This is a genomic window from Dehalobacter sp. DCA (assembly GCF_000305775.1).
Classification (GTDB): Bacteria; Bacillota; Desulfitobacteriia; order Desulfitobacteriales; family Syntrophobotulaceae; genus Dehalobacter; species Dehalobacter alkaniphilus.
This window is the reverse complement of record NC_018866.1, coordinates 338,228-358,521: the sequence shown is the minus strand read 5'-3', so window position 1 is coordinate 358,521 and position 20,294 is coordinate 338,228. Positions and strand designations below refer to the sequence as shown.

Sequence of the window (20,294 nt, the reverse complement as noted above, 5' to 3'; positions counted from 1 at the left end):
CTATGCTTGTGGTACTCAAAGCCCAGTGGGTAATCTAATTTTAGACTACATAGATAATTGGAACGCGATTTAGTTTTTTAGAAAGCTGTTTTCTCAGAAATTGTTCACCCATTGCCCTGACATCTTCCCGGTAGCAGTATTTCCCCCGTCCCCGCCCTGTCATAAGAGATTTGTCAAACAGCTCAACGGCATTTGGGAACGCATCCTTATTGATTGCGCGATGTACAAAGCTGTAAGTCATAAAAATAATTTCAATAAATAATTGTTCTTTTACTTTTGGCGTAAGCTCCGCAGCTAACTGTTCTATCAAATCCTCGTAAAGCTTCATCCAGTTCTCGGTTAGGACAACGGGAGCGATCAGCATCCCTACCTGGTATCCCGCGTCGCACATCCGGTTGATTGCCCCGATCCTAGCTTTTAGAGAAGCTGTGCCAAACTCAATTTTCCGGATAATCTCCTCCGGGTTCACACTCATACGCATAATGATTCTCCCCCTGTGGTCAAGAGGAAGGATCGGTTCCACCATATCAAACTTTGTAGGAAATGTAAGATAGCTTTTTTCGCTTTTACTGAAGCGTTCGATCGTCCATTCCAGATTCCCCGTAATTGTATTTTCCAAAACAAGATCACTATTGCTGCCGATCTCAAAAACAATGTCTTTTTCCGAACGGCTTGCGGTTTTCAGCAGTTTAGCCATCATTTGCTCGCGATTGACAAATAATCTGAGATATGAGCATTTGTTGTAATTGCATACCAAATAGCAATAAAGGCACATCGCGCTACAGCCGGAAGAAGTGTATGGTACCAGGAAATCCGAGACCTTACGGTTAGGCGTGTAGTTTAAGGATTTCCGTACGCCGATAATAAGATGCCGTTTCATTTTAGCAAATGCTTGGTTAGGATTATTGCGCAGCTGCTCAATATTGTTGTGGTTTTCAATTGGCAGCCATGGAACACTGCCAAATTTTTCTTTAAGCTGTCTCCCGAGCTCAAAGTCCAAGACAGCAGGTTCGTAGAAAATTTTATCGGGGTGCAAAGTAAACATCTCCTTAAACCGTTTCTCCTTATAACGAATTCCCTGTTTTTTGAAAGAGACGTTTTTATTCCTAAATATTTCTCTCAAACTTGAGTAATCCCGTTTGAGCGTTTCGACAGATAAAGTAAAATAGTTAAGAATTTTTTTCTTCATCACACTCTTAAAACTAATATGCCCGTAAAAATTCCCTAAAATACTTCGGCATAAGAAAAGAACCGTAAGATTTATCACTCCAGGTTAAACGGCATCTTATCATTTTTCCTCTGGATGATAAGGTACGCTGGTAACTAAAATACTCTTACGTAATAAAAGTAACAGTTTCATTAATTGACCGGTTTGGTTGTGTAGGAAGTTCTGCCATAGCCTTGGTGGAACAAATTCGGGAATAACCAGAGTGATCGTAGTATAACGCGGGTCATTTTCTAGTTTATCAAGGTATTGCAGCAAGTCATGGACAGTAGCCCTATAAGGTGAATCGACGATCTCTAACTCAACTTGTATATTGTTTTCCTTCCAGTGTCTCTGCAGTTTTTCTGTCCTCTCCCTATCTGATGCTACGTGCAGTGCTGTAATGAGAGGCGTTTGCTCATAACCATAGAGGAGTGATTTAAGAACAATTTTGTTCAGATCAAACACTGGAACAACAATCTTACTTTTATACTCCGAAAGGTTCACATTGGAACGACGCTCAGATATTCTGGCAATTTGATGATTAAATTCATCCATATCATTTTTTGTCGCTTTAATGAGCATGATTTCCCGCTTGTATACTTTTGAGACGATATGGAAGAATACCATAAGCAATGGAATAATAATAGCAACTAACCATGCCCCTTCAGTAAACTTTGTAACTAAGAATACCAAAAACATCAAAAAAGATATCGCTCCACCGAATGCAAAAATGATAAAATCGCTGCGGAAATTCTTGGGTTTATCCTTGATACAATGTCTTGCCAGACCAAAACCCGTAAGAGAGAAACTGATAAACACGCCGATAGCATACAAAGGGAGCATACTGTGCGTATTCCCGTGAAAAATGATAATCAAAAGCAGTCCGATAATACTCAAGGTCCAAATCCCTGAACTGTATACCAATCGATCTCCAAGGTTTTTGAAATAGCGTGGGGCATACCCATCGCGGGCCATGAGACTTAAGAGAATGGGCAGTCCTACAAAAGGCGTATTCGCGGCAATCATTAAAATCAAGGCTATTCCTGCCATTAATAGATAGTACATCAACGATTTGCCAAAAACCAGTAATCCAAGCTGGTTGATGATGGTATTATCATCGCTTGGAACAAGTTGATACTGACTTGCCAGAAATACCAGCCCGACAAGACCTATCGCAACAATCAAGCCAAGGACAAATAGTGTATTAATGGCTCTCTTTTGGGCAGGGGCTTTAAAGGCTGATACTCCGTTACTCACAGCTTCAGTTCCAGTAAGCGCGGTAGTACCGGCTGCCATTGCCCGCAAAAATACAAATAGGGTCACACTTTGGGTATTCGCTGCAATCAAGGCCTGAGAATCCGGCAGGACAGAAACTCCATACATCAAATATTTAAAGACGCCAAGCCCGACAAGCGCTAAAATACTGAGAATATAGGTGTACACCGGCAAGGCGAAAAGACGGGCAGATTCTTTCATCCCACGCAAATTTACAAAAGTCATAAATACAATGATCAGACAATCAGCCAATACTTTATGTGGCGTTGGTTCCAGCCAGCTAAATATACCGGTGAGATTCTCAACTGCCGAGCTGACACTAACAGCTACTGTTAAAATATAGTCAATGCTCAGACTGGCGCCTGCCAGCAGGCCCATTTTTTCTCCTAAATACGCATGTGCAACAGTATAAGATCCGCCACCTCTGGCATATTTTTGGATTGTACGGCGATAGAGCATTAAAATACTAAACAACAATAGTACAATTGCTGCTGTTACCTTCATGGATGCTGCATACCCTGCAGTTCCCGCTAAAATTAAAATGTATAAAATTGCATCCGGAGCATAACCTTGAGAAGATATAACATCCGAACCAAATACCGGAATGCCGCCAAAGACCCCAACCTTTTGGTTTTCTGCGCTTTTCGTGGCAAGGGGATGCCCAAATATCATTGTTCTTAATCTTAACCACACCAATTTATTGTTGACCCCAGACATCGTTATACACTCTTTTCTTCATTTTTATATTTTCTACAATAACCTGAACCCAACCCCCGGTTCAGTAATGATATGGCGGGGACGTGATGGATCAGTCTCAATTTTCCGTCTGATTTGTCCCATAAAGACGCGTAAATATTGAATACTCGTTTCGTATTCCGGTCCCCAAACCGTTCGTAATAAATACTTGTGAGTCAGAACTTTGCCGGCATTCAGTGCTAAACTTTTCATCAGTTCATATTCTGTAGGCGTAAGTTTGATTTCTCTTTGATTAACTTTAATTTGGCGATGTGAGAAGTCGATAACCAAATCATCGAACCTCAATATTGGTTCCTCTTCAACGCCGGTGGCATGACGTAATGTCGCCCTCATCCGGGCAAGTAATTCACCCATGCCAAAAGGTTTTGTAACATAGTCATCGGCTCCATTGTCAAGTGCCGTAACCTTATCCGTTTCTTGTTCCTGAACTGAAAGAATAATGATTGGAACTTTGGACCATTCCCGTATCCTGCTTAGCACCTCAATGCCACTCATATCAGGCAGCCCTAAATCTAAAATCACCAGTTCCGGATGGAATGTAAAAACCTTATCGAAACCTGCTTTACCCATTCCTGTATCTTGCACGTCATAGCCATGGCTGGTTAGACTGACGCGCAGAAATCTGCGGATTTGAATTTCATCATCAATAATTAATATACGCTGCCCCCTCTTCTCCATTTTAGCCTCCTTCATAAAGTGGCACTTTTTCGGAGCATTCGTTGCTCAAGGGCAAGCTGAACGTAATCGTTACGCCACTTAGTTTATTATTTTCTGCCCATATATTTCCATGATGTGCTTCAATAATTCCTTTACAGATCGATAAGCCCAAGCCACTTCCACTGACTTGAAGCGGTGAACTAAGCCGGTAGAACTTATGAAACACCTTACTAAGATCAGCTTCCGGTATTGGATTTCCTCTATTGGCTATGGCAATTTCCAAATTGTTTGACTGCAGCCTGACATGGATGGTTATCGCACTGTCTTGTTCGGAGTACTTTACCGCATTATCCAGTACATTAACAATGACTTGCTCAATTAATACACAGTCTGCTTGAACCAGGGGCAGATCTTCGGGAATATTAATCTCCAGTTTACGACCTGTCAGCATCGTCCCTAAACTGCTTACCGCCACGCCCATAATATCTTGCATATCACACCAGTCCTTATTTAATTTGATCATTCCGCTCTCTAGACGCGCCATATCCAACAGGTTATTTACAAATCGCTTCATTCTTTCGGCGCCTTGAAGAATTGTTTGCAATAAGTCATGTCGCGCATCAGAGGAGTACAAACCATCATGATCCTCGATTAATCCTGTAGCGGCTCCAATAATAGACGAAAGGGGTGTACGCAAATCGTGGGATAGCGAATTAAATAATGCTGTTCGCAAACGCTCTGATTCTGCTAGGGTATGAGCCTTTTTTGCTTCATCAGCCAGCTTGATTCTATTGACAGCGATAGCCGTCAAACCTGCAAACGCTTCTAAAAAACGTATTAGCTCAGCATTTATATGTTCTCCTCTATTTATGTGATTCAAGCTAATTCCTAAAACGCCTTGGTTCCCTTGTTCCATTAATAACGGCAGATATAGAGAGCTTGGAGATTCGAATACTTCTGTTCCCAACCCGGCTTTTAGTCCTTTTGCATACACCCAGGCAGCGGCTGCCAATTCATTTTCATTCAAAAAATGTTCGGGATTTGAGCTCTGCCGCAGTATGAGTTCTCCTCTTTCATCCGGCAGTAGTATAACAACCTGCGCGTCCAAAGTATCTGCGATTTTTCGGGCAATGTTATCTAAAACTACCTCCAGATTATCAACTGCTGTAAGTTCCCGACTAAGGGAATATAGGGTGGAAACTTGCTGCTCACGTTGCCGGGAATTTATAATCTGATCCTTGAGCCGGGCAGAAAGCGTACCTGTTGAAAAACCAACCAGCATTAATATGGTAAAGCTGATTAAATAACGAAAATCATCAACTGTAAACGTAAAATAGGGTGGAACAAAAAAGTAGTCAAAAGTAATAACACCTATCCCTGCTGTAAAAACAGCTGGCCATCTGCCCCAACAGGCAGCACTTAAAAGAACTGGCAGAAGATAGAGCATGGATATATTGACCTGCCCTAGAATTTCTTTCATTGGAGAAAGGAGAAGTGTTAAGGCCGATGTCAATATAGTTGACATCAGATAGGGTGTAGCTAAATTACCCCGTTCATTCATCTTTTTCAAGGAAATCCATCCCCGGATCCAAAAATAACTTCATTTCTTAATATTGCCTATTATATCCTTAAATCTCATAAATTAAGTCTTAAAAATTACTCTAAAAGTATAAATAATATATAAAGATCATAATAAGATCTTGATCAAAATCAAGATTAGTTTAATCAAATCCCCATTAATACCTATTACTTTAGATACCTATAAATGGATGAACGTAAACAACTTATGACATAATCCGGCTGTCACCATCGGACAAACATTGGTATAAAATAAACCGACAAGCTGGACAAGCCGGAATTAAGCGCCGTCCGACTTCAACCGCGCTGACAAGCAATATCTTTTCTTGTTTGTGCTTTGATGGCAGCGATTTCCCCGGCGACGACAGCCGGCGTTCTTTCAGTTGGCGTGCTCTCCATTTTTATGTTCCTTTCGGTTGACTATATTCTGTATCATATGGTATCAAAACTTTTCCGGTGAAATTTCGTAATACTTAATTTTCATAAGTCCGAAACAATTGAATATGTATTCAATTGTTTCGGACTTATGAAATAATCGCCAATTAACTTGGAATTCTGTCGTAGCTAGCCGTCAGTTTGATCTCCTGGTCCAAGATCACTTTAGGCAAATGGTATTCCGGTATTTCATAACGCATCATACCGCTGGCCTGGGAATGGCGTTTTCAAAGACAGTTATATCATGACCATAAAACGCCGCTAAAAAAGCAGGAAAAATTCCTACTTAAAAGAGCAAGCCCGCATGAACAGCGGGCTTTTAAACAATTTATGATATGTTCATTCAATCATGATGTGTCTGTTTGTTAACATACATCATTTGCTTCATTACGCATTTTTGTAACAAAAATATCAACAATATCAGGGTCAAAATGAATACAGGCGCATCTCTCTATTTCTTCTAAAGCTTCTTGTCTCGTGAATACTTTTCCATAGGTTCTTTCACCTGTCATTGCATCATAGGCGTCAGCAATGGATATAATTCTGGCCTCAAATGAGATTTCCTTCCCTACTAAACCTTTTGGATATCCAGACCCATCCCACTTTTCTTGATGCTCGAGAACAAACCTTGCTATATCAGAAAATTCATTTGCCGAAGATAATATTCGGTAACCGATTTCAGAATGCTTCTTCATCTCATTCCATTCATCATCATTCAATTTGTCCGGACTGTTAAGGATTTTCTCATCTATTCCGATTTTCCCAATATCATGCACCAATCCGGCTAAAGCAACCTGTTCGACAGCCTCTTTACCAAGCTTCAATAAAAGTGCAATTTCTTTACAAAGTTTGCTGACTCTTTTGGAATGAAGCATTTCCCTATTGTTTTTCTCGTACAGTGCATTCATGATGAAGTCTATGGTCTTACTCCTCATACTTGTGCTTTCAAAAAGCTTATTCCGATACATATTGTCTTCAGCCTTTTTAATAATATCATTGATGTTTTCTGTGTTTTTTTCCTTCGTCTCATGGCCAAATGAGATAGAAATGTCCAGACCATTGATTTTTTCGTTTAATGAAAGCACCTGGATACGCTCAATGATTCCATCTGCTTCAGGCGCGCTCGTATGAGGCAATAAAATACCAAATTCATCTCCACCAAATCTGGCAATAATGTCATCTGCTCTGCAGCTTTTTTTTATCATTTCAGCTACTTTCTTAAGGAGTTCATCACCAACATGGTGACCAAACGAATCATTAATCAGTTTCAAACCATTGACATCGCCCATGACAACTGTGAAAGGCAGATTTCTTTTTACATCCATCCGCTGCAGTTCTTCTTCATAAAATCTTCGGTTATACAGACCGGTAAGATGATCATAGTATGCAAGACGAAAGATTTCTTCTTCCTTTTGTTTTCGTTCTGTGATATCCCGCATAATGCCGGTCACACCACAAATTTGTTCTTGTTCGTCACGCATAAAGGATACATGCATTGAAATCCAGAGCAGAGAACCGGAAGCATGGTAATGCTTCACCTCAATGATTCTTGACCTGTATTTATCACAGGTTTCTTCTGTTTCTTTCTCAAGTTCTTCCCTCAAAATAGATCTTAACTTATTTAAATCATCAATAGGATACTTGTCTTCCAGGCTTATATTGATATAATCAGCGCTGTTTCTGCCAAATAAACGCTCAACTGATGGGCTTAAATATGTAAGATTGAGATCTAAGTCTGCCGTCCATATGACATCAGAGGTATTTTCAGCAATTTTCCGATATTTCTCTTCACTATCCATCAGTTTCTTTAATAAACGATTTCTCTCAAATTGACTTAAAAAAATGATACATAGAAGATACGTCCCAATTGGATAAAGGATAATAACCGGCAAGAATATATCGTGTAACGTAATTTGAAAAAGGCCTTCGGGCAAAAAGAGCATGCATAAAAGCATATCGATATGTACAATCAGACCAAAAATAAGAAACTCTATAATATAAGGATATTTACGATGGAGAATCTTCTGAAAACGGAACTTATGCCAAAGGACACCCATTACCGATGTCGTAAGAATCACCGCAACCCCCATGTACATGCCTGGTCCACCGATGATGACTCGATAAGCAATCATGATAATACCGGCAATCAATGTCGGCAGTGCGCCAAAGAACATACCCGAAACACTTAGAAGAATGGATCTTGCATCAAAGATAACGCCACTGTCCAACCTAAATGCCGCCGACATAATCAACAATCCGGATGCGCCTATAAAAAATCCAAGTATCATTTTATATAAAGTATTGTTTATTCGCTTTATATTTTGGAATGCAGAAGAAATAAAAGCCAAAGTCAATAGAATTGTTATGTTATAAATCAAATTAATTACAATGCTTCTATCCATTTTTTACCTCAATTAATTTGGATTTTGTGATATTGGATATCTGAGGTAAATTATAATTGATTTGGGCATTAATCTCTATCATTAATCTTTTATATTTTTTAAGCTATCCGTTTACCTTGTCTGACCCTTTAGTAATGAAAAGCTGAAGTCCCGGCAATCGAGTAGGAGGGGGCGTCTCGCCCCCGGCCTCTCACACCACCGTATGTGCGGTTCCGCGTACGGCGGTTCAATAGTTTAAGTGCAGTACCTCGTATTTCTTGGCTATGTCATCATAGCCGAGGGATTCGAGGTATTTGTCAGTCAACGTATGATTAAGTATCCCGCTCCCGGCTACTCTCCAGTAGCCTTTGCCAGTGTACCCATTCTTGTGTGCCCAGTAAACCGACATGCCGAGTGCTATCAAGTTCCCGATTCGGGTTTTTGGTTTCTTCCACTGCTTCCAGATATACATCCGTATCCGTCGTTTCAGCCACCTGTTCAGTTCCTGAATTCTGCTCTTCATACCGGCAATAGCGTAATAATTAAGCCACCCCGTTGTACTATAGCTTCAGTTCCTTCAGAATCTGTTGAATGGCCCTTCCGCGATTCCGTTTTGTGATGCCTTTGAGCTTTTCCTTGAATTTCTTCATTGACTTTTCATGCACCCGTATTCCCGTACCTTTGCCCGTCCTGTACAAGGCAAAGCCAAGGAACTTAAGCTTCAGCGGTGATCCCGCTTTACTCTTTTCCGAGTTCACTTTCAGCTTTAGTTTCTTCTCAAGGTACTGCTTACAGCTTTCTAATACACGTTCTGCTGCTCTGCGGCTCTTGGTGTAGACAGCAATGTCATCCGCGTATCGCAAATGCTTGTGCCCCCGTCTTTCCATTTCCTTGTCGAATTCATTGAGGTAGATATTCGAAAGTAACGGAGATAACGGGCCTCCCTGTGGGCTGCCTTCCTCCGTCTTGCTTTTCACTCCATTCTCCATGACTCCGCTTTTCAGAAACTTCTTGATGAGGTCTATAATCCGCTTATCTTTTACTTCTTTGCGTATTATATTCATCAGCAGTTCATGATTCATCGTATCGAAGTATTTTGACAGATCGATATCCGCTGCGCGGGTATATCCCTGTTCGTAGTACTCTTTCGCTTCCTTCATGGCTTGCTGTGCGCTGCGCCCCGGTCGATAGCCGTAGCTTGCCTCCGAAAACAGCGGTTCAAAGATTGGTTGCAATATCTGCACCAATGCCTGTTGCACCATCCGATCAATGACCGTTGGCACACCAAGTTTTCGTACTCCTCCATCCGGTTTGGGTATCTCTACTCTCCTAACCAGTTGAGGCCTGTACATCCCGTTTCCTAAACTCTGTAGCAACTCCTCTCTGTGTTTCCTGAGCCAGGGCAGCATTTCATCCACGGTCATTCCGTCGACTCCTGCTGCTCCACCGTTTGACTTAACCCTTTTGAAAGCCCTGTTCAGGTTTTCTCTGTCCAGAAGTCTTTTCATTAGGTCGACTGCACCGTCTTTTTCCTTGGTTTCTCGTTCAACGATGCTCCGCGCTCCGCCGTTGTCTTCGGGTTCCACCCTATCTTCCGGGCGGCAGCCAAGGTTTCCCTCGTATTCTGCCTTCTTCACATCGTCCACCTTCTTCCTTCTTCAAAAGACTACTACTGTTCAGCCCTTCCCGCGTTTCCGCGGTACTATAGCTTCTGCTGACTTCTCATGCCTCAGCTACACATCACTGCGCGGTTTGCTCCTGTGGGTCGTCGAATGCGTCCCTCTTGTCGGGAGCGTGGTATGAGATCTCCCCGGGTAAGAACAACAACCTTCATCCCATGTAACCGCCGCATTTACTGTACAGGGTTCGGGTAGTATTGGACTTTGTTTTATTAAGCAAACTCGTCCACCCTGATTCAGCCTTATATGCGGTTTCTGTTCGTCGGTTCAGGACTTTGCTTACGGCTTCCTTTAGATTCCACCTCACGATGGACACCCTTGCCGTTCGGCTAGCACTTCCTACTACCAAGCGTGCAGCGGACTCTCACCGCCGAGTTGTTGCCCATGCCGGGCGCACTTAAAATAAGCCGCCCGCCAAGAATTGGCCAGCAGCTTATCAAGCACTCATTGAAGTTTCTTATTCCGTTTTACAGTCCTTTGCTTGAATTCCAATTCCTACTTATACTGATTTGCCAGTCTTTTCTTCAGATTCTCCGCAACCAGCGCAGGATCAATCGGATTTCTGGCAATACCGGATTCAATTGCCGCTCTAGCTGTTGCTGCAGCGACAGCAGCGGCAACTTCAGGATTAAAGGCACTTGGGATGATGTAGTCGGCACACAATTCTTCCGGTTTAACGCAGTTGGCAATCGCTTGAGCGGCAGCAATTTTCATTGCATCGTTGATATCGGTTGCGCGGACATCAATCGCACCGCGAAACATGCCCGGGAAAGCCAGAACGTTGTTGATCTGATTGATAACGTCGGAGCGCCCAGTCGAGATGACAGCAGCGCCGGCATCGAGGGCTCTTTCAATCGGCCAGATTTCCGGAATCGGATTGGCCTGAGCAAAGACGATCGGATCTTTGGCCATGGATTTAATCATCTCTTCGTCAATGGAATCTGGAGCCGATACGCCGATAAAGACGTCCGCACCCTTGATCGCATCTCTGAGGCTACCTCTACACATTTCATAATTTGTCTTTTCAGCGATTTCGTCCTTATATTTATTCATACCTTCAGGGCGTCCTTTATAGATCGCACCTTTGGTATCGCACATGATAACGTTCTTCAGTCCCATACTCATCATCAGCTTGATGATTGCAATCCCGGCGGCTCCGGCGCCGTTCGTTACGACTTTGATTTCATCTATACTCTTGCCGACGACTTTCAGCGCATTAAAAAGACCCGCCAAAGTAACGACAGCTGTTCCATGCTGATCATCATGGAAGATCGGGCCTTTGAAAATATTGCGGGCTTTTAACTTTCCTTCAATTTCAAAACATTCTGGAGCTTTGATATCCTCAAGATTAACACCGCCAAAGGTCGGCGCTATTAACTCGACAAGCTCAACAATTTTATCAATATCATTCGTATTTACACAAATCGGGAATGCGTCAACGTCGGCAAAGGCTTTAAACAGAAGAGCTTTTCCTTCCATGACAGGCATAGCCGCTGCTGGACCAAGGTTGCCAAGCCCGAGAATGGCTGTTCCATCAGAAACGATACAGACATAGTTGGCATGATTGGTGTAAACATCGAGATTCGCTAAATCTTTCGCAATCTCTTTCACAGGCTCGGCCACTCCGGGGGAATAGGCGAGCGTCAAATCGTCCCTGTCATTGGCCGAAACCGTTACTTTTACTTCAAGTTTACCAGGCCTTACGGCGTGGAACGCCAAAGCCTCTTCACGCAGGTTTTTAATTCGGGACATTCACATCTTCCTCTCACTTTGTGGTTTATTTGGTTTTTGGCTTAAGTCTTTTTATTCAGTAAATTTTTTTTAGTAATACATTGTCGTTATTTGACACATTGCTTATGTAAACAAATTATAAAAGCGTTTCTTTAAATTATCTCATGAATGAAAACAAAAAATCAACCATTTTGTTTTTGAAAGTAAGTATCAGAATTGTTAAAAATTGCCCTCTGATATTGGGATCAATACGTTGTATTGATTTGAACGGGTTAAATAGCGGATATCACAATGTCTGACTGCCCCTACAGGGGCAGTCAGACATTGTGTGACTCGAGTCATATAAAACTTTAAAGCAAACTTGGCTGGCGTCAAGCTTCTTTCGCTTCAATCTCAGCCTGAGCAGCCAGAATATCTTTGGCATTCAGGTATACGGGAGTATCCACCATTTTACCGTTGTAGGATACGGCTGCTTTTCCTTTGGCAATACCCTCTTCTTCAAACACTTTGACAACGCCGTTAGCCCATTCTACATCGGCCGGATCCGGAGCATACAGACGGTTGGACGGCTCAACCTGGCCCGGATGAATAATCATACGGCCTTCATAGCCCATCTGTTTGCCATCGGCAACGTTCTTTTCGAAAGCGGGAATATCCTGATAAGCAACAAACGGTGCGTCAATTGCGACAATACCGGCTGCACGGCAGGCAACACCGACTTTGGCGCGTCCCCACAGCTGCTCATTCGCTTCGGAGGTTAGTTTGATCCGCATGTCGCGGCAATAATCTACAGCGCCAAAAATAGCATTCACGTTACGTTTGCTAGCCATACAGCACTCATACGCATTCATGATTCCTTTTGCTGTTTCCAGCAGCATAGAAATTTTGATGGAACCAACTTCCAGACCACGGCGGCGCTCCAGCTCTTCGAGCTTCCAGTCCAGACGTTTGACATCATCAGGATGTCCAGTCTTGGCAAGCGTTACGCCATGAAGACCTTCCCAAACGACAGCCTCAAGGTCATCGTTGGTTAATTCTGTTTCCCAGTTGTTGATTCTGACATAAATCTGGGAACCATTGGAACCGGCATATTTCAGATTCTCGGCAATAATTTTGCGTGCATTTTCCTTTTCAGCCGGTGGTACGGAATCCTCCAGATCCAGTGTGATGATATCAGCAGGAAAGCTTGGCGCTTTCTCAACCATCTTCGGGTTATTTCCCGGTACGTAGAGAATAGATCTCATAACAGCCATTTTAAGTATGCCTCCTTTTATTTTACCTTTAAGAATTTTGGCAACTATGCCAAGATTATTTTCATCAAGCAAAGATATTAATTCCAAGAATCAATCATTATTCCTTAATTTTCTCCTTCAAAATAATCGGGATATCTATTGGCGTTTCGGCGACAAAACCACCCGCTTTAAGGACCGCTTCAATTTTGCTCTTCGCTGAGCCACGTCCGCGTTCCACAATATTTGAAGCATGGGAAAAACGTTGGCCTTCGGGAGCCCAGGCTCCGGCCACGTAGATCACAAAAGGTTTTGTGAATTTGCCTTCCGCAATAGTATCGGCACATTCCTCTTCCTGAGAGCTGCCGATCTCGGCATAGACGGCTACACCTTTTGTTTCAGGATCTGCTTCAAATAAGGGCAGCAAATCAGCCATAGATGTTCCAAGTACAGGTTCGGTTCCGGTATGTACGACTGTACTTACGCCGAAGCCACCTTCTCTTAATACCCAAGGGATGGTCCCTGATTGTCCGCCACTGCGCGAAAAGACACCAATATTGCCTTTCTTGAAGAACTTGTTAGCCCACTCGACATTGCCGCCAAGCCAGCCGACGACTGCTTCTCCCGGTGTCAAAATGCCAATGGATCCGGGGCCGATTAAGCGGGTTCCTCTCAGCTTGCAATAAGCGACCATTTCCATAATATCATGGATGGGTGTTCCTTCAACACACGGAATAATATTTTTGACACCCGCGTCGGCAGCTTCAAAAACAGCGGTTTTCAGAACACTGCCCGGCACAAAGATAACGCTAAAGTCAATCTCACCCTGTTCTCTGGCAATTTCCTTAACCGTATTATAGACGGGGATGCCATGAACCTCGTCCCCTTTTTTTCCTGGGCTGGTTCCGCCGATGACTTTGGTGCCATATTCTTTCATGTATTTGGTTCTTACAGATCCTTCACGGCCGGTAATTCCCTGGATAATGACTTTAGACTGGTTACTGATTAAAATACCCATTCTTATCCCTCATTTAAATTTTGTAAAGAAACTTGGCTGGTGACAGCCTTTACTGCACTTAGATATATCAGAAAGTAATTTATACTTTCTGATATGTAAATAAACTATTGTAAACCGCGTTTGGCTAGATAGACATCAATACCCGTAATCGGAACATCGATGGTCAAAGCCTTATTCCCTTCGAACTTACAGGCGATCTCACAAGCCAGACATTCTGTTCCAAGCCGGAGAACTTCCCCTGCGCTCAGATACTCGACGGATGGTTTCCCGTCAACAATTTGAAGCAATCCTCTGGCATATTTTTTACAAGCTGCTGCGCATGCTTTGGTTTCACATGTGTCACACTTGCTGGTATCGATGCTTATGGTAATACTTTTTTCTTTAATTTCCAGCATGGCATTTCCCTACTTTCCTTGAGCATCTTTTTCTGCCCTGTATTCTTTGGCTAGAGCCAGAAGTCTTTGACCAATAAATTTAGTATCCGTGACATGCTCTTTTCCGTATATTTCAATTCTTTTGCCAATTCCGTCCGGAGTCATCAGCTCTGCCAGACCCTTGCGTAGAATCTCCATGGATTCATCCTCGCGATTGCCGCAGAGTAACAGAACGCAAGGCAGGCCGGGCCTCTTCGGAAGCTCTTCCCACAGTACTTTGACAATCGCATTGGCATGGTGCCATTGCTCCTGATTCGCCATCATAAAGCCGCCAAGAAGATAACCGTCAATATTGGGCTGCGATAGTACGCACTTGGCAACGCGATAGATTTTTGATCCAACAGGATTGCCGCTCGTATCGGCATAGTTGGCAGGCTTGAGTCCTACCTGATTCAGCGCATCAAGTCCCATCATCGCCGAACCGCCGCCGATCGGGTGATAGCCAATATAGCCGGGGCTTACTTCGTCATAACCCATATTCATCAGGAAGCCGGTTCCACGGGCATCTGTTTCTTCAATGCTCCAGCCGATCATATCGAGTTCGGTGACTTCACCAGGCAAATCGCGGGCAATTTTAATGCCAAATTCCGGATGACGGCCCACAGAGCTGTTATCAATCTCCATTTTGCAGTCCGCACAGATCAGGCTTCCATCCTCCGTCATGACAAACGGATTGATCTCCAGGGTCTGGCAGTCATACTTTTTGTAGACTTGGGACAGCTTCGTCAGGAAAGAAGCAAACTTACTCAATTCTTTATTTGGAATGCCAGCTCGGACACAAAAATCGATCGCATCGTAAATCTGCAGACCAAAAATAGGGTCGATATTCATCTTAAAAATTAGTTCTTCAGGAACACTTTCAATATCCATACCGCCTTCTGAGCTGAACATCAGCATCGGGCAGCGGGCGTCTCTTGCATTGTTAATGACAAATGAACAATAGTATTCTTTTTTGATCGCCAGTTTCTCCTCAATTAAAACTTGCCTGACAGGGAGTCCTTTGACTGTCTTTGCCAGTATTTCAGCTGCTGCTGCCGAAGCTTCGGACGGAGTCACGACCAGTTTTACAATACCGGCTTTTCCTCGTCCTCCTGCCTGGACCTGACCTTTGACAGCTACGGACTTGCCAATCCATTCTGCCGCTTGCTGCGCTTCTTCCGGAGAAGATGCCGACCTGCCCTTCGGTACGGGTATTCCCGCTTTGGCAAGCCATTCCTTACCTTGATACTCTAGAAATTTTGCCATCCATAATCCCTTCCATATCGTCATATTGATTCTAGTACCTTGTATATACTGAATGAAAACTCAAAAAATTAAAGGAATATATGGTTATTCCTTTAATTGATTGTTCATTATTAAAGTAATCTTATGTATCGCTATTAACTTGCCTTATGAATTATTATAACGAAATTATTTGCAAAAACAAGACTAAATAAGCCGAATTGCATGATTTATTAGGGAAAAACCAATCTTAAAGAATTTGATCAGGCCAAAGCTTCGGCGATCGCTTTACGGGCAAGTTCGTCACATCGTTCGTTCTCGGGATGTCCTGAATGACCTTTGACTTTAACCCAGACAACGTCATGCTTTGCCGTGAGTTCCAGAAGCGATACCCAGAGATCACGGTTTTCAACCGGTTTCTTTTGCGAACTCTGCCAGCCATTCTTTAGCCAGCGGGAAAGCCAGTCTTGTTCAAATGCATTAATTAAATAGGCACTGTCACTGTGAACCTGGACACTGCAGCTTTCTTTCAGGGCGGCCAGTCCTTGGACTGCCGCTGTCAGCTCCATGCGCTGATTGGTTGTATTGCCTTCAAAGCCGCTGATCTCTCTTTCATGTTCACCATACTTCAGGACTGCCGCCCAACCCCCCGGCCCGGGATTGCCTGAACATGCTCCGTCCGTATAAATCTTTACACTTTTTACAGCCATTGAACCCCCTATTTTAAGTAAAGAATCAGAGCATTTTCATCACAATTAGGAAACTTAACACAATTGATGCATTCTTTCCAGACCTTATGGGGCATTGAATCCTTTTCAGTAATTTCGAATCCCATATGCTTGAAGAAATCTACCTGATACGTCAGGGTAAATACCTTGGGGCAATGAAGCTCTCTGGCCTCCTCCAAAAGAAGCTCAACAATCTTGCGGCCTAACCCTTTCCCCCTGTAGCTTTCCTCAACCGCCAGTGCCCTGATCTCAGCGAGATCGTCCCAGGTTATATGTAAAGCGCCGGTTCCGACGATCCGGTCATCCTCTACCGCTACAATGACCTCCCTGATTCCTTCATACAGCGCACTTCGGGTTCTGGGGAGCATGAGTCCCTGTTCTGCATAATAATTGATCAGGCTAATAATGTCTTCCACATCACTTAGCTTTGCATGTCTATAGGTTACCATCTTTTCTCCTTTATCTGTCCATGTTTCCCGACAAATGATGGAATGATCAGATCCGGTACCGGGCAACTGTCAGGTATTGCCGAATGCCATTCTCCACTTTGCTTTGCATTAAAGCATAATGGACGGCAATCTCTTTAAGATCAAGCGTATTGCCCCAATTTAGGATATTTTGGTCGATACCCTTGATGCCGCCGCTCGCTAAGGTAAGATGAGGTTTAAAAGGTCTGGTATCAGGCGGTGCTCCAAATTGGCTCGTCGCCTGCTGGATCTGCTTTTGCAGCTGAATCAGCTTCGGTTCTTTTCTTATCCCGGCCCATAGTATCCGGGGCTGTATGATATTCGGGAATACACCAAGGGAATCAAAAGCAATCGCAAATTCACCGATATGTCCCGAAACACCCGCCAGGGTCTGTTTCAAAGCATCAAGATCCTTTTCTTCCACTTCTTCTAAAAAACGCAGCGTCAGGTGCAAGTTATCACGTCTGCGCCAATAGCCGCGAAGACCTTTAACCTTAAGTTCATCCTGCCATTTTTCGAATTGTTCAAGACTCTGTTCACTAAAATTCAGGCTGATAAATAATCGCATGCAGCATAACTCCATCGTATGTGGCATTTTCTCCTTACAACAATCTTACTATGCATCCATGCCGAATGCAATGAAGTTATCTTTTACTCCTTTAAAGCCCTCCGTCCGCCATTCTTTGGGCATGATGATCAATGGATATTTATCGGGCTGCTTCAGCCAGGATTGGCACAGACGCAATTCTTCCATGTAATCGGCTTCGCAAAAAAGGAATATTTTGTAGTTCCACTCCAGTTGCGGATATCCCGGGAAACCTTGATGATGCTTCGCATAGTTTTCAAAAGCTGAAAATACCAGCAGCGTTTGTACAACTTTTAGCGATGGTTTCTCCAGAACAGGCTTAATAATCCTAATAGATTGATCCCGTTGGAAAAAATACAGTTGCCGGCTTTCAATCAAATCACTGAAGTCTCTTGGATACCAGGGAACTTCCAGGTACTTTCCAAAATATTGGGGGATGAATTCCCTGTCATAGATTATCTTAAGATCTAATAATTCCCTGGAATCAAGGCTACCATTTATCTCCATATTCTCCAGCAGTTCCAGTATCCCGTTAATGGCTCTGCAAAATTCATCATTAAGATTTCCGGAGAAATCGACCCACCCCAACTTTAGAAATTTGGAAGCAATATTTTTATTCCTGGTCCATTTTACTTTGGTAGACAGTTCAAACTTGTTCCCTTTCTTTTTAAACTCGGCAATTTGAATATTTCCCCAGCAATAGGTGATTTTGTTCTTTTCGGATACTGCCCGGACTCTTCTCTTGGCCAGGCTTTCAAAATAGTGGTTGATCACCGTCAGATGATTCCAGGCCACTGGATTTAATTCTCTTTGCCAGTGTTCCCAACCGGGGCGCAGTTCTCCTGTATCCAACCGAAAAAAACCTTTATCGTAATCTTTTTCTGCCAGAACATACAAATTTGGGGTCAATTTTTCCCGCCAAAAAACCGTCCTGGCAAACAGCATGCCTCCTATTTGAGAAACCGCACCTAAAAATACAGGAGAAAATTCTTTTGCCACATAATAAATCAAAGTCCTGCTGCCATTTCCTAGATGTCCTCCCCACAGAATCCCGCCCAAAAGAAAGTCTTCCTCCCTGTAGACTCCCTGCGCAGCGATGATTCCAACTCTGAAACTGATATCCCCGGCACTGAAATAATCAAACTGGGAAGGCAGATGCCAACCTTTCCTGACTTCTTCTGGACATTCTTCCCATCCGGATACACTGAAAATGTCCGGATTAGCATCCCATAATTCCTTCCATTTTATGTTCAAGTCAAATCCTCCCTTTACAAGCTGTTTTTTTATTATTACGCTTGATAAAGGCAGGAAATGACAAGGTATCTTTTCAATCATAAAATTATAAAAAAAATTAACCCGGCAACCCCCGGGTTCTTTAGCTGATGATCAAGATAGAATATAGAACTCATGTATATTTCTATCTATTTGTTTAAATTTTCTCTAACACCTAATTGCATATAAATGACTTCTTCCCCGATATTCGTACAGTAATCGCCGATTCTTTCGATATAGCGGGTCGCTAGAAGCAGGTAGACCGCCTGGCCCGATATTGCCGAGTCTTTCGCCATCATCTCATTCAATTCGTTAAAAATCAATTTATAGTAATGATCCACTTTGTGGTCAGTCTCAGCCAGAGACCGTGCAAGTTCAACATCTTCACAGATAAAAGCCTGGACGGCCGTACGCATCATTTGGACTGCTATCTCAGCCATTTTCGGCATGTCAATCAACGGCTTGATCAGTGGATCTGGTCCGATCCGCAAGGATACTTTGGCAATATCGACAGATAAATCGCCCATTCTTTCCAGAGAGGAAATGATTTTATAGCTTGCAACAATATTACGGAGATCTGAGGCAAACGGCTGCTGGGTTGCAACAAGGTGGGTACAGAGCAGTTCGATATCCTGCTCAGAATCATTGATCTGGCCGTCATCGCTGATGACCTTTTCCGCCAGAGCCATATCCCTATTCTTCAAGCTTTCCATGGCCTGTTCTAGCGCTTTCTCAACTAACACGCTCATCTCTACTATTTTTTTCTTCAGCTCCTGAAGCTGGGCTTCAAATTTATGGCGCATCGTATCCCCCCGGGTGTGACTTCATCTGCAAAATGTGTAATGTAATACAAAATAGCATAACCTAATGTCCAAATGATGACAATAGAATTTACTTAAAAAGAAAGCTATCTAGGATGATCCATGATTATGCCTAAGCTTATTAAGGCACTAGAAATTATAAATCGTAAGGGTATAATAGAATAAGAATAAGAATGAGATTAAAGTCAAAATAAAAAGGAACTGAATGATGTTCTATCGGATCAAACAATTACGCAGTGCGCTGCACCCGGTTGTAAATGAGAATGAATACTCCTGGCTAAATACCGTACTGTCGGAGCGGGAAAGACAGCTGTTTCTGAAGCAGACCCTTACAGAGCAGAGGCATGCACTCGATGTCGCTCGGGATATTCAGGAACAAAGCAGTCTTATAGAAAATGGTTATGGAAAAGAAATTTACCGTAACCTATTAAGTGGTGCGCTTCTCCATGACTGCGGAAAATCAGTGATCCATCTGCTTCTGTGGCAGAGGATATTTATTGTTGTCTTTGATTATTTACCGGAACGGATCAAAAACATCATCCGCCAAAGCAAATCAGTTTTCGTCAAGACGCTGGTGATTTACACACAGCATCCTGCCTGGGGGAAACGGCTGGCTGCCCGGGCAGGACTCTCTCCGGAAATCCAGCGCTTAATCCAAAACCACCATACCCCACAAAATTCTATGGAAGAAATCCTTCACCAAGCCGACAACCGGCACTAGTTTTAAAGTTACCTGTACAGCAATTCCAAAGTAACTTGAACTATTAAAACAAGCTTTCACAAACTACAGACTACGTTTCCGCAATGGATGGCAAGGAG

19 protein-coding genes are annotated in these 20,294 nt (G+C 43.1%); 1 reads left to right on the top strand and 18 read right to left on the bottom strand.

The window, feature by feature from the left end:
* Positions 1–40: 40 nt before the first annotated feature.
* The 18 genes from DHBDCA_RS01730 to phoU all read right to left on the bottom strand — a co-directional run bounded on the left by DHBDCA_RS01730 (position 41) and on the right by phoU (position 19,457).
* Positions 41–1,045: an SPL family radical SAM protein gene (locus DHBDCA_RS01730; RefSeq protein ID WP_034378544.1), complete on the bottom strand. Its 1,005-nt coding sequence runs from the start codon at positions 1,043–1,045 to the stop codon at positions 41–43.
* A 243-nt stretch (positions 1,046–1,288) separates the two neighbouring features.
* Positions 1,289–3,199 (bottom strand): APC family permease, encoded by a 1,911-nt coding sequence (locus DHBDCA_RS01725; protein WP_015042413.1) that lies wholly within the window; start codon positions 3,197–3,199, stop codon positions 1,289–1,291.
* Positions 3,200–3,232: 33 nt separating this feature from the next.
* Positions 3,233–3,916 carry a response regulator gene (locus tag DHBDCA_RS01720; protein WP_015042412.1) on the bottom strand — a complete coding sequence of 228 codons (684 nt, stop codon included), beginning with the start codon at positions 3,914–3,916 and terminating at the stop codon, positions 3,233–3,235.
* A gap of 1 nt (position 3,917) precedes the next feature.
* On the bottom strand, positions 3,918–5,465 hold the full coding sequence (locus tag DHBDCA_RS01715) for a DUF4118 domain-containing protein (RefSeq protein ID WP_015042411.1): 1,548 nt from the start codon (positions 5,463–5,465) through the stop codon (positions 3,918–3,920).
* Positions 5,466–6,273: 808 nt separating this feature from the next.
* A complete protein-coding gene (locus DHBDCA_RS01710; RefSeq protein ID WP_015042409.1) occupies positions 6,274–8,310 on the bottom strand; it encodes an HD domain-containing phosphohydrolase in 2,037 nt (678 codons plus the stop codon).
* A 226-nt stretch (positions 8,311–8,536) separates the two neighbouring features.
* On the bottom strand, positions 8,537–8,812 hold the full coding sequence (locus DHBDCA_RS15660) for a hypothetical protein (protein WP_015042408.1): 276 nt from the start codon (positions 8,810–8,812) through the stop codon (positions 8,537–8,539).
* A gap of 37 nt (positions 8,813–8,849) precedes the next feature.
* Positions 8,850–9,935, bottom strand: coding sequence for a group II intron reverse transcriptase/maturase (ltrA, locus tag DHBDCA_RS01700; protein WP_015042407.1), 1,086 nt, complete (start codon positions 9,933–9,935; stop codon positions 8,850–8,852).
* Between the two features lie 184 nt (positions 9,936–10,119).
* Positions 10,120–10,275, bottom strand: a complete 156-nt coding sequence (locus tag DHBDCA_RS15350; protein ID WP_021315529.1) for a hypothetical protein — start codon at positions 10,273–10,275, stop codon at positions 10,120–10,122.
* A 188-nt stretch (positions 10,276–10,463) separates the two neighbouring features.
* Entirely contained in the window at positions 10,464–11,720 is a 1,257-nt protein-coding gene (locus tag DHBDCA_RS01695; RefSeq protein WP_015042406.1) for an NAD(P)-dependent malic enzyme, read from the bottom strand.
* Between the two features lie 350 nt (positions 11,721–12,070).
* A complete protein-coding gene (locus tag DHBDCA_RS01690; protein WP_034378485.1) occupies positions 12,071–12,952 on the bottom strand; it encodes an HpcH/HpaI aldolase/citrate lyase family protein in 882 nt (293 codons plus the stop codon).
* A gap of 97 nt (positions 12,953–13,049) precedes the next feature.
* Complete coding sequence (locus DHBDCA_RS01685; protein ID WP_015042404.1) at positions 13,050–13,946, bottom strand: succinate--CoA ligase subunit alpha; 897 nt, start codon at positions 13,944–13,946, stop codon at positions 13,050–13,052.
* 104 nt (positions 13,947–14,050) lie between these two features.
* Complete coding sequence (locus tag DHBDCA_RS01680; protein WP_015042403.1) at positions 14,051–14,341, bottom strand: hypothetical protein; 291 nt, start codon at positions 14,339–14,341, stop codon at positions 14,051–14,053.
* A 9-nt stretch (positions 14,342–14,350) separates the two neighbouring features.
* Entirely contained in the window at positions 14,351–15,625 is a 1,275-nt protein-coding gene (locus tag DHBDCA_RS01675; RefSeq protein ID WP_015042402.1) for an ATP-grasp domain-containing protein, read from the bottom strand.
* Positions 15,626–15,864: 239 nt separating this feature from the next.
* The gene (rnhA, locus tag DHBDCA_RS01670) at positions 15,865–16,311 is read right to left on the bottom strand and encodes a ribonuclease HI (protein ID WP_015042401.1); all 447 of its coding nucleotides are present in this window, start codon (positions 16,309–16,311) and stop codon (positions 15,865–15,867) included.
* Between the two features lie 8 nt (positions 16,312–16,319).
* Positions 16,320–16,778, bottom strand: coding sequence for an N-acetyltransferase (locus tag DHBDCA_RS01665; protein WP_015042400.1), 459 nt, complete (start codon positions 16,776–16,778; stop codon positions 16,320–16,322).
* 46 nt (positions 16,779–16,824) lie between these two features.
* Positions 16,825–17,364 (bottom strand): RNA 2',3'-cyclic phosphodiesterase, encoded by a 540-nt coding sequence (thpR, locus tag DHBDCA_RS01660; RefSeq protein ID WP_015042399.1) that lies wholly within the window; start codon positions 17,362–17,364, stop codon positions 16,825–16,827.
* Positions 17,365–17,412: 48 nt separating this feature from the next.
* Positions 17,413–18,636: a hypothetical protein gene (locus DHBDCA_RS01655; protein ID WP_015042398.1), complete on the bottom strand. Its 1,224-nt coding sequence runs from the start codon at positions 18,634–18,636 to the stop codon at positions 17,413–17,415.
* 167 nt (positions 18,637–18,803) lie between these two features.
* Positions 18,804–19,457 carry a phosphate signaling complex protein PhoU gene (gene phoU, locus DHBDCA_RS01650; protein WP_015042397.1) on the bottom strand — a complete coding sequence of 218 codons (654 nt, stop codon included), beginning with the start codon at positions 19,455–19,457 and terminating at the stop codon, positions 18,804–18,806.
* 223 nt (positions 19,458–19,680) lie between these two features.
* Between phoU and DHBDCA_RS01645 the strand changes: the two genes are divergently transcribed.
* Positions 19,681–20,196, top strand: a complete 516-nt coding sequence (locus tag DHBDCA_RS01645) for an HDOD domain-containing protein (RefSeq protein WP_242824942.1) — start codon at positions 19,681–19,683, stop codon at positions 20,194–20,196.
* Positions 20,197–20,294: the final 98 nt, after the last annotated feature.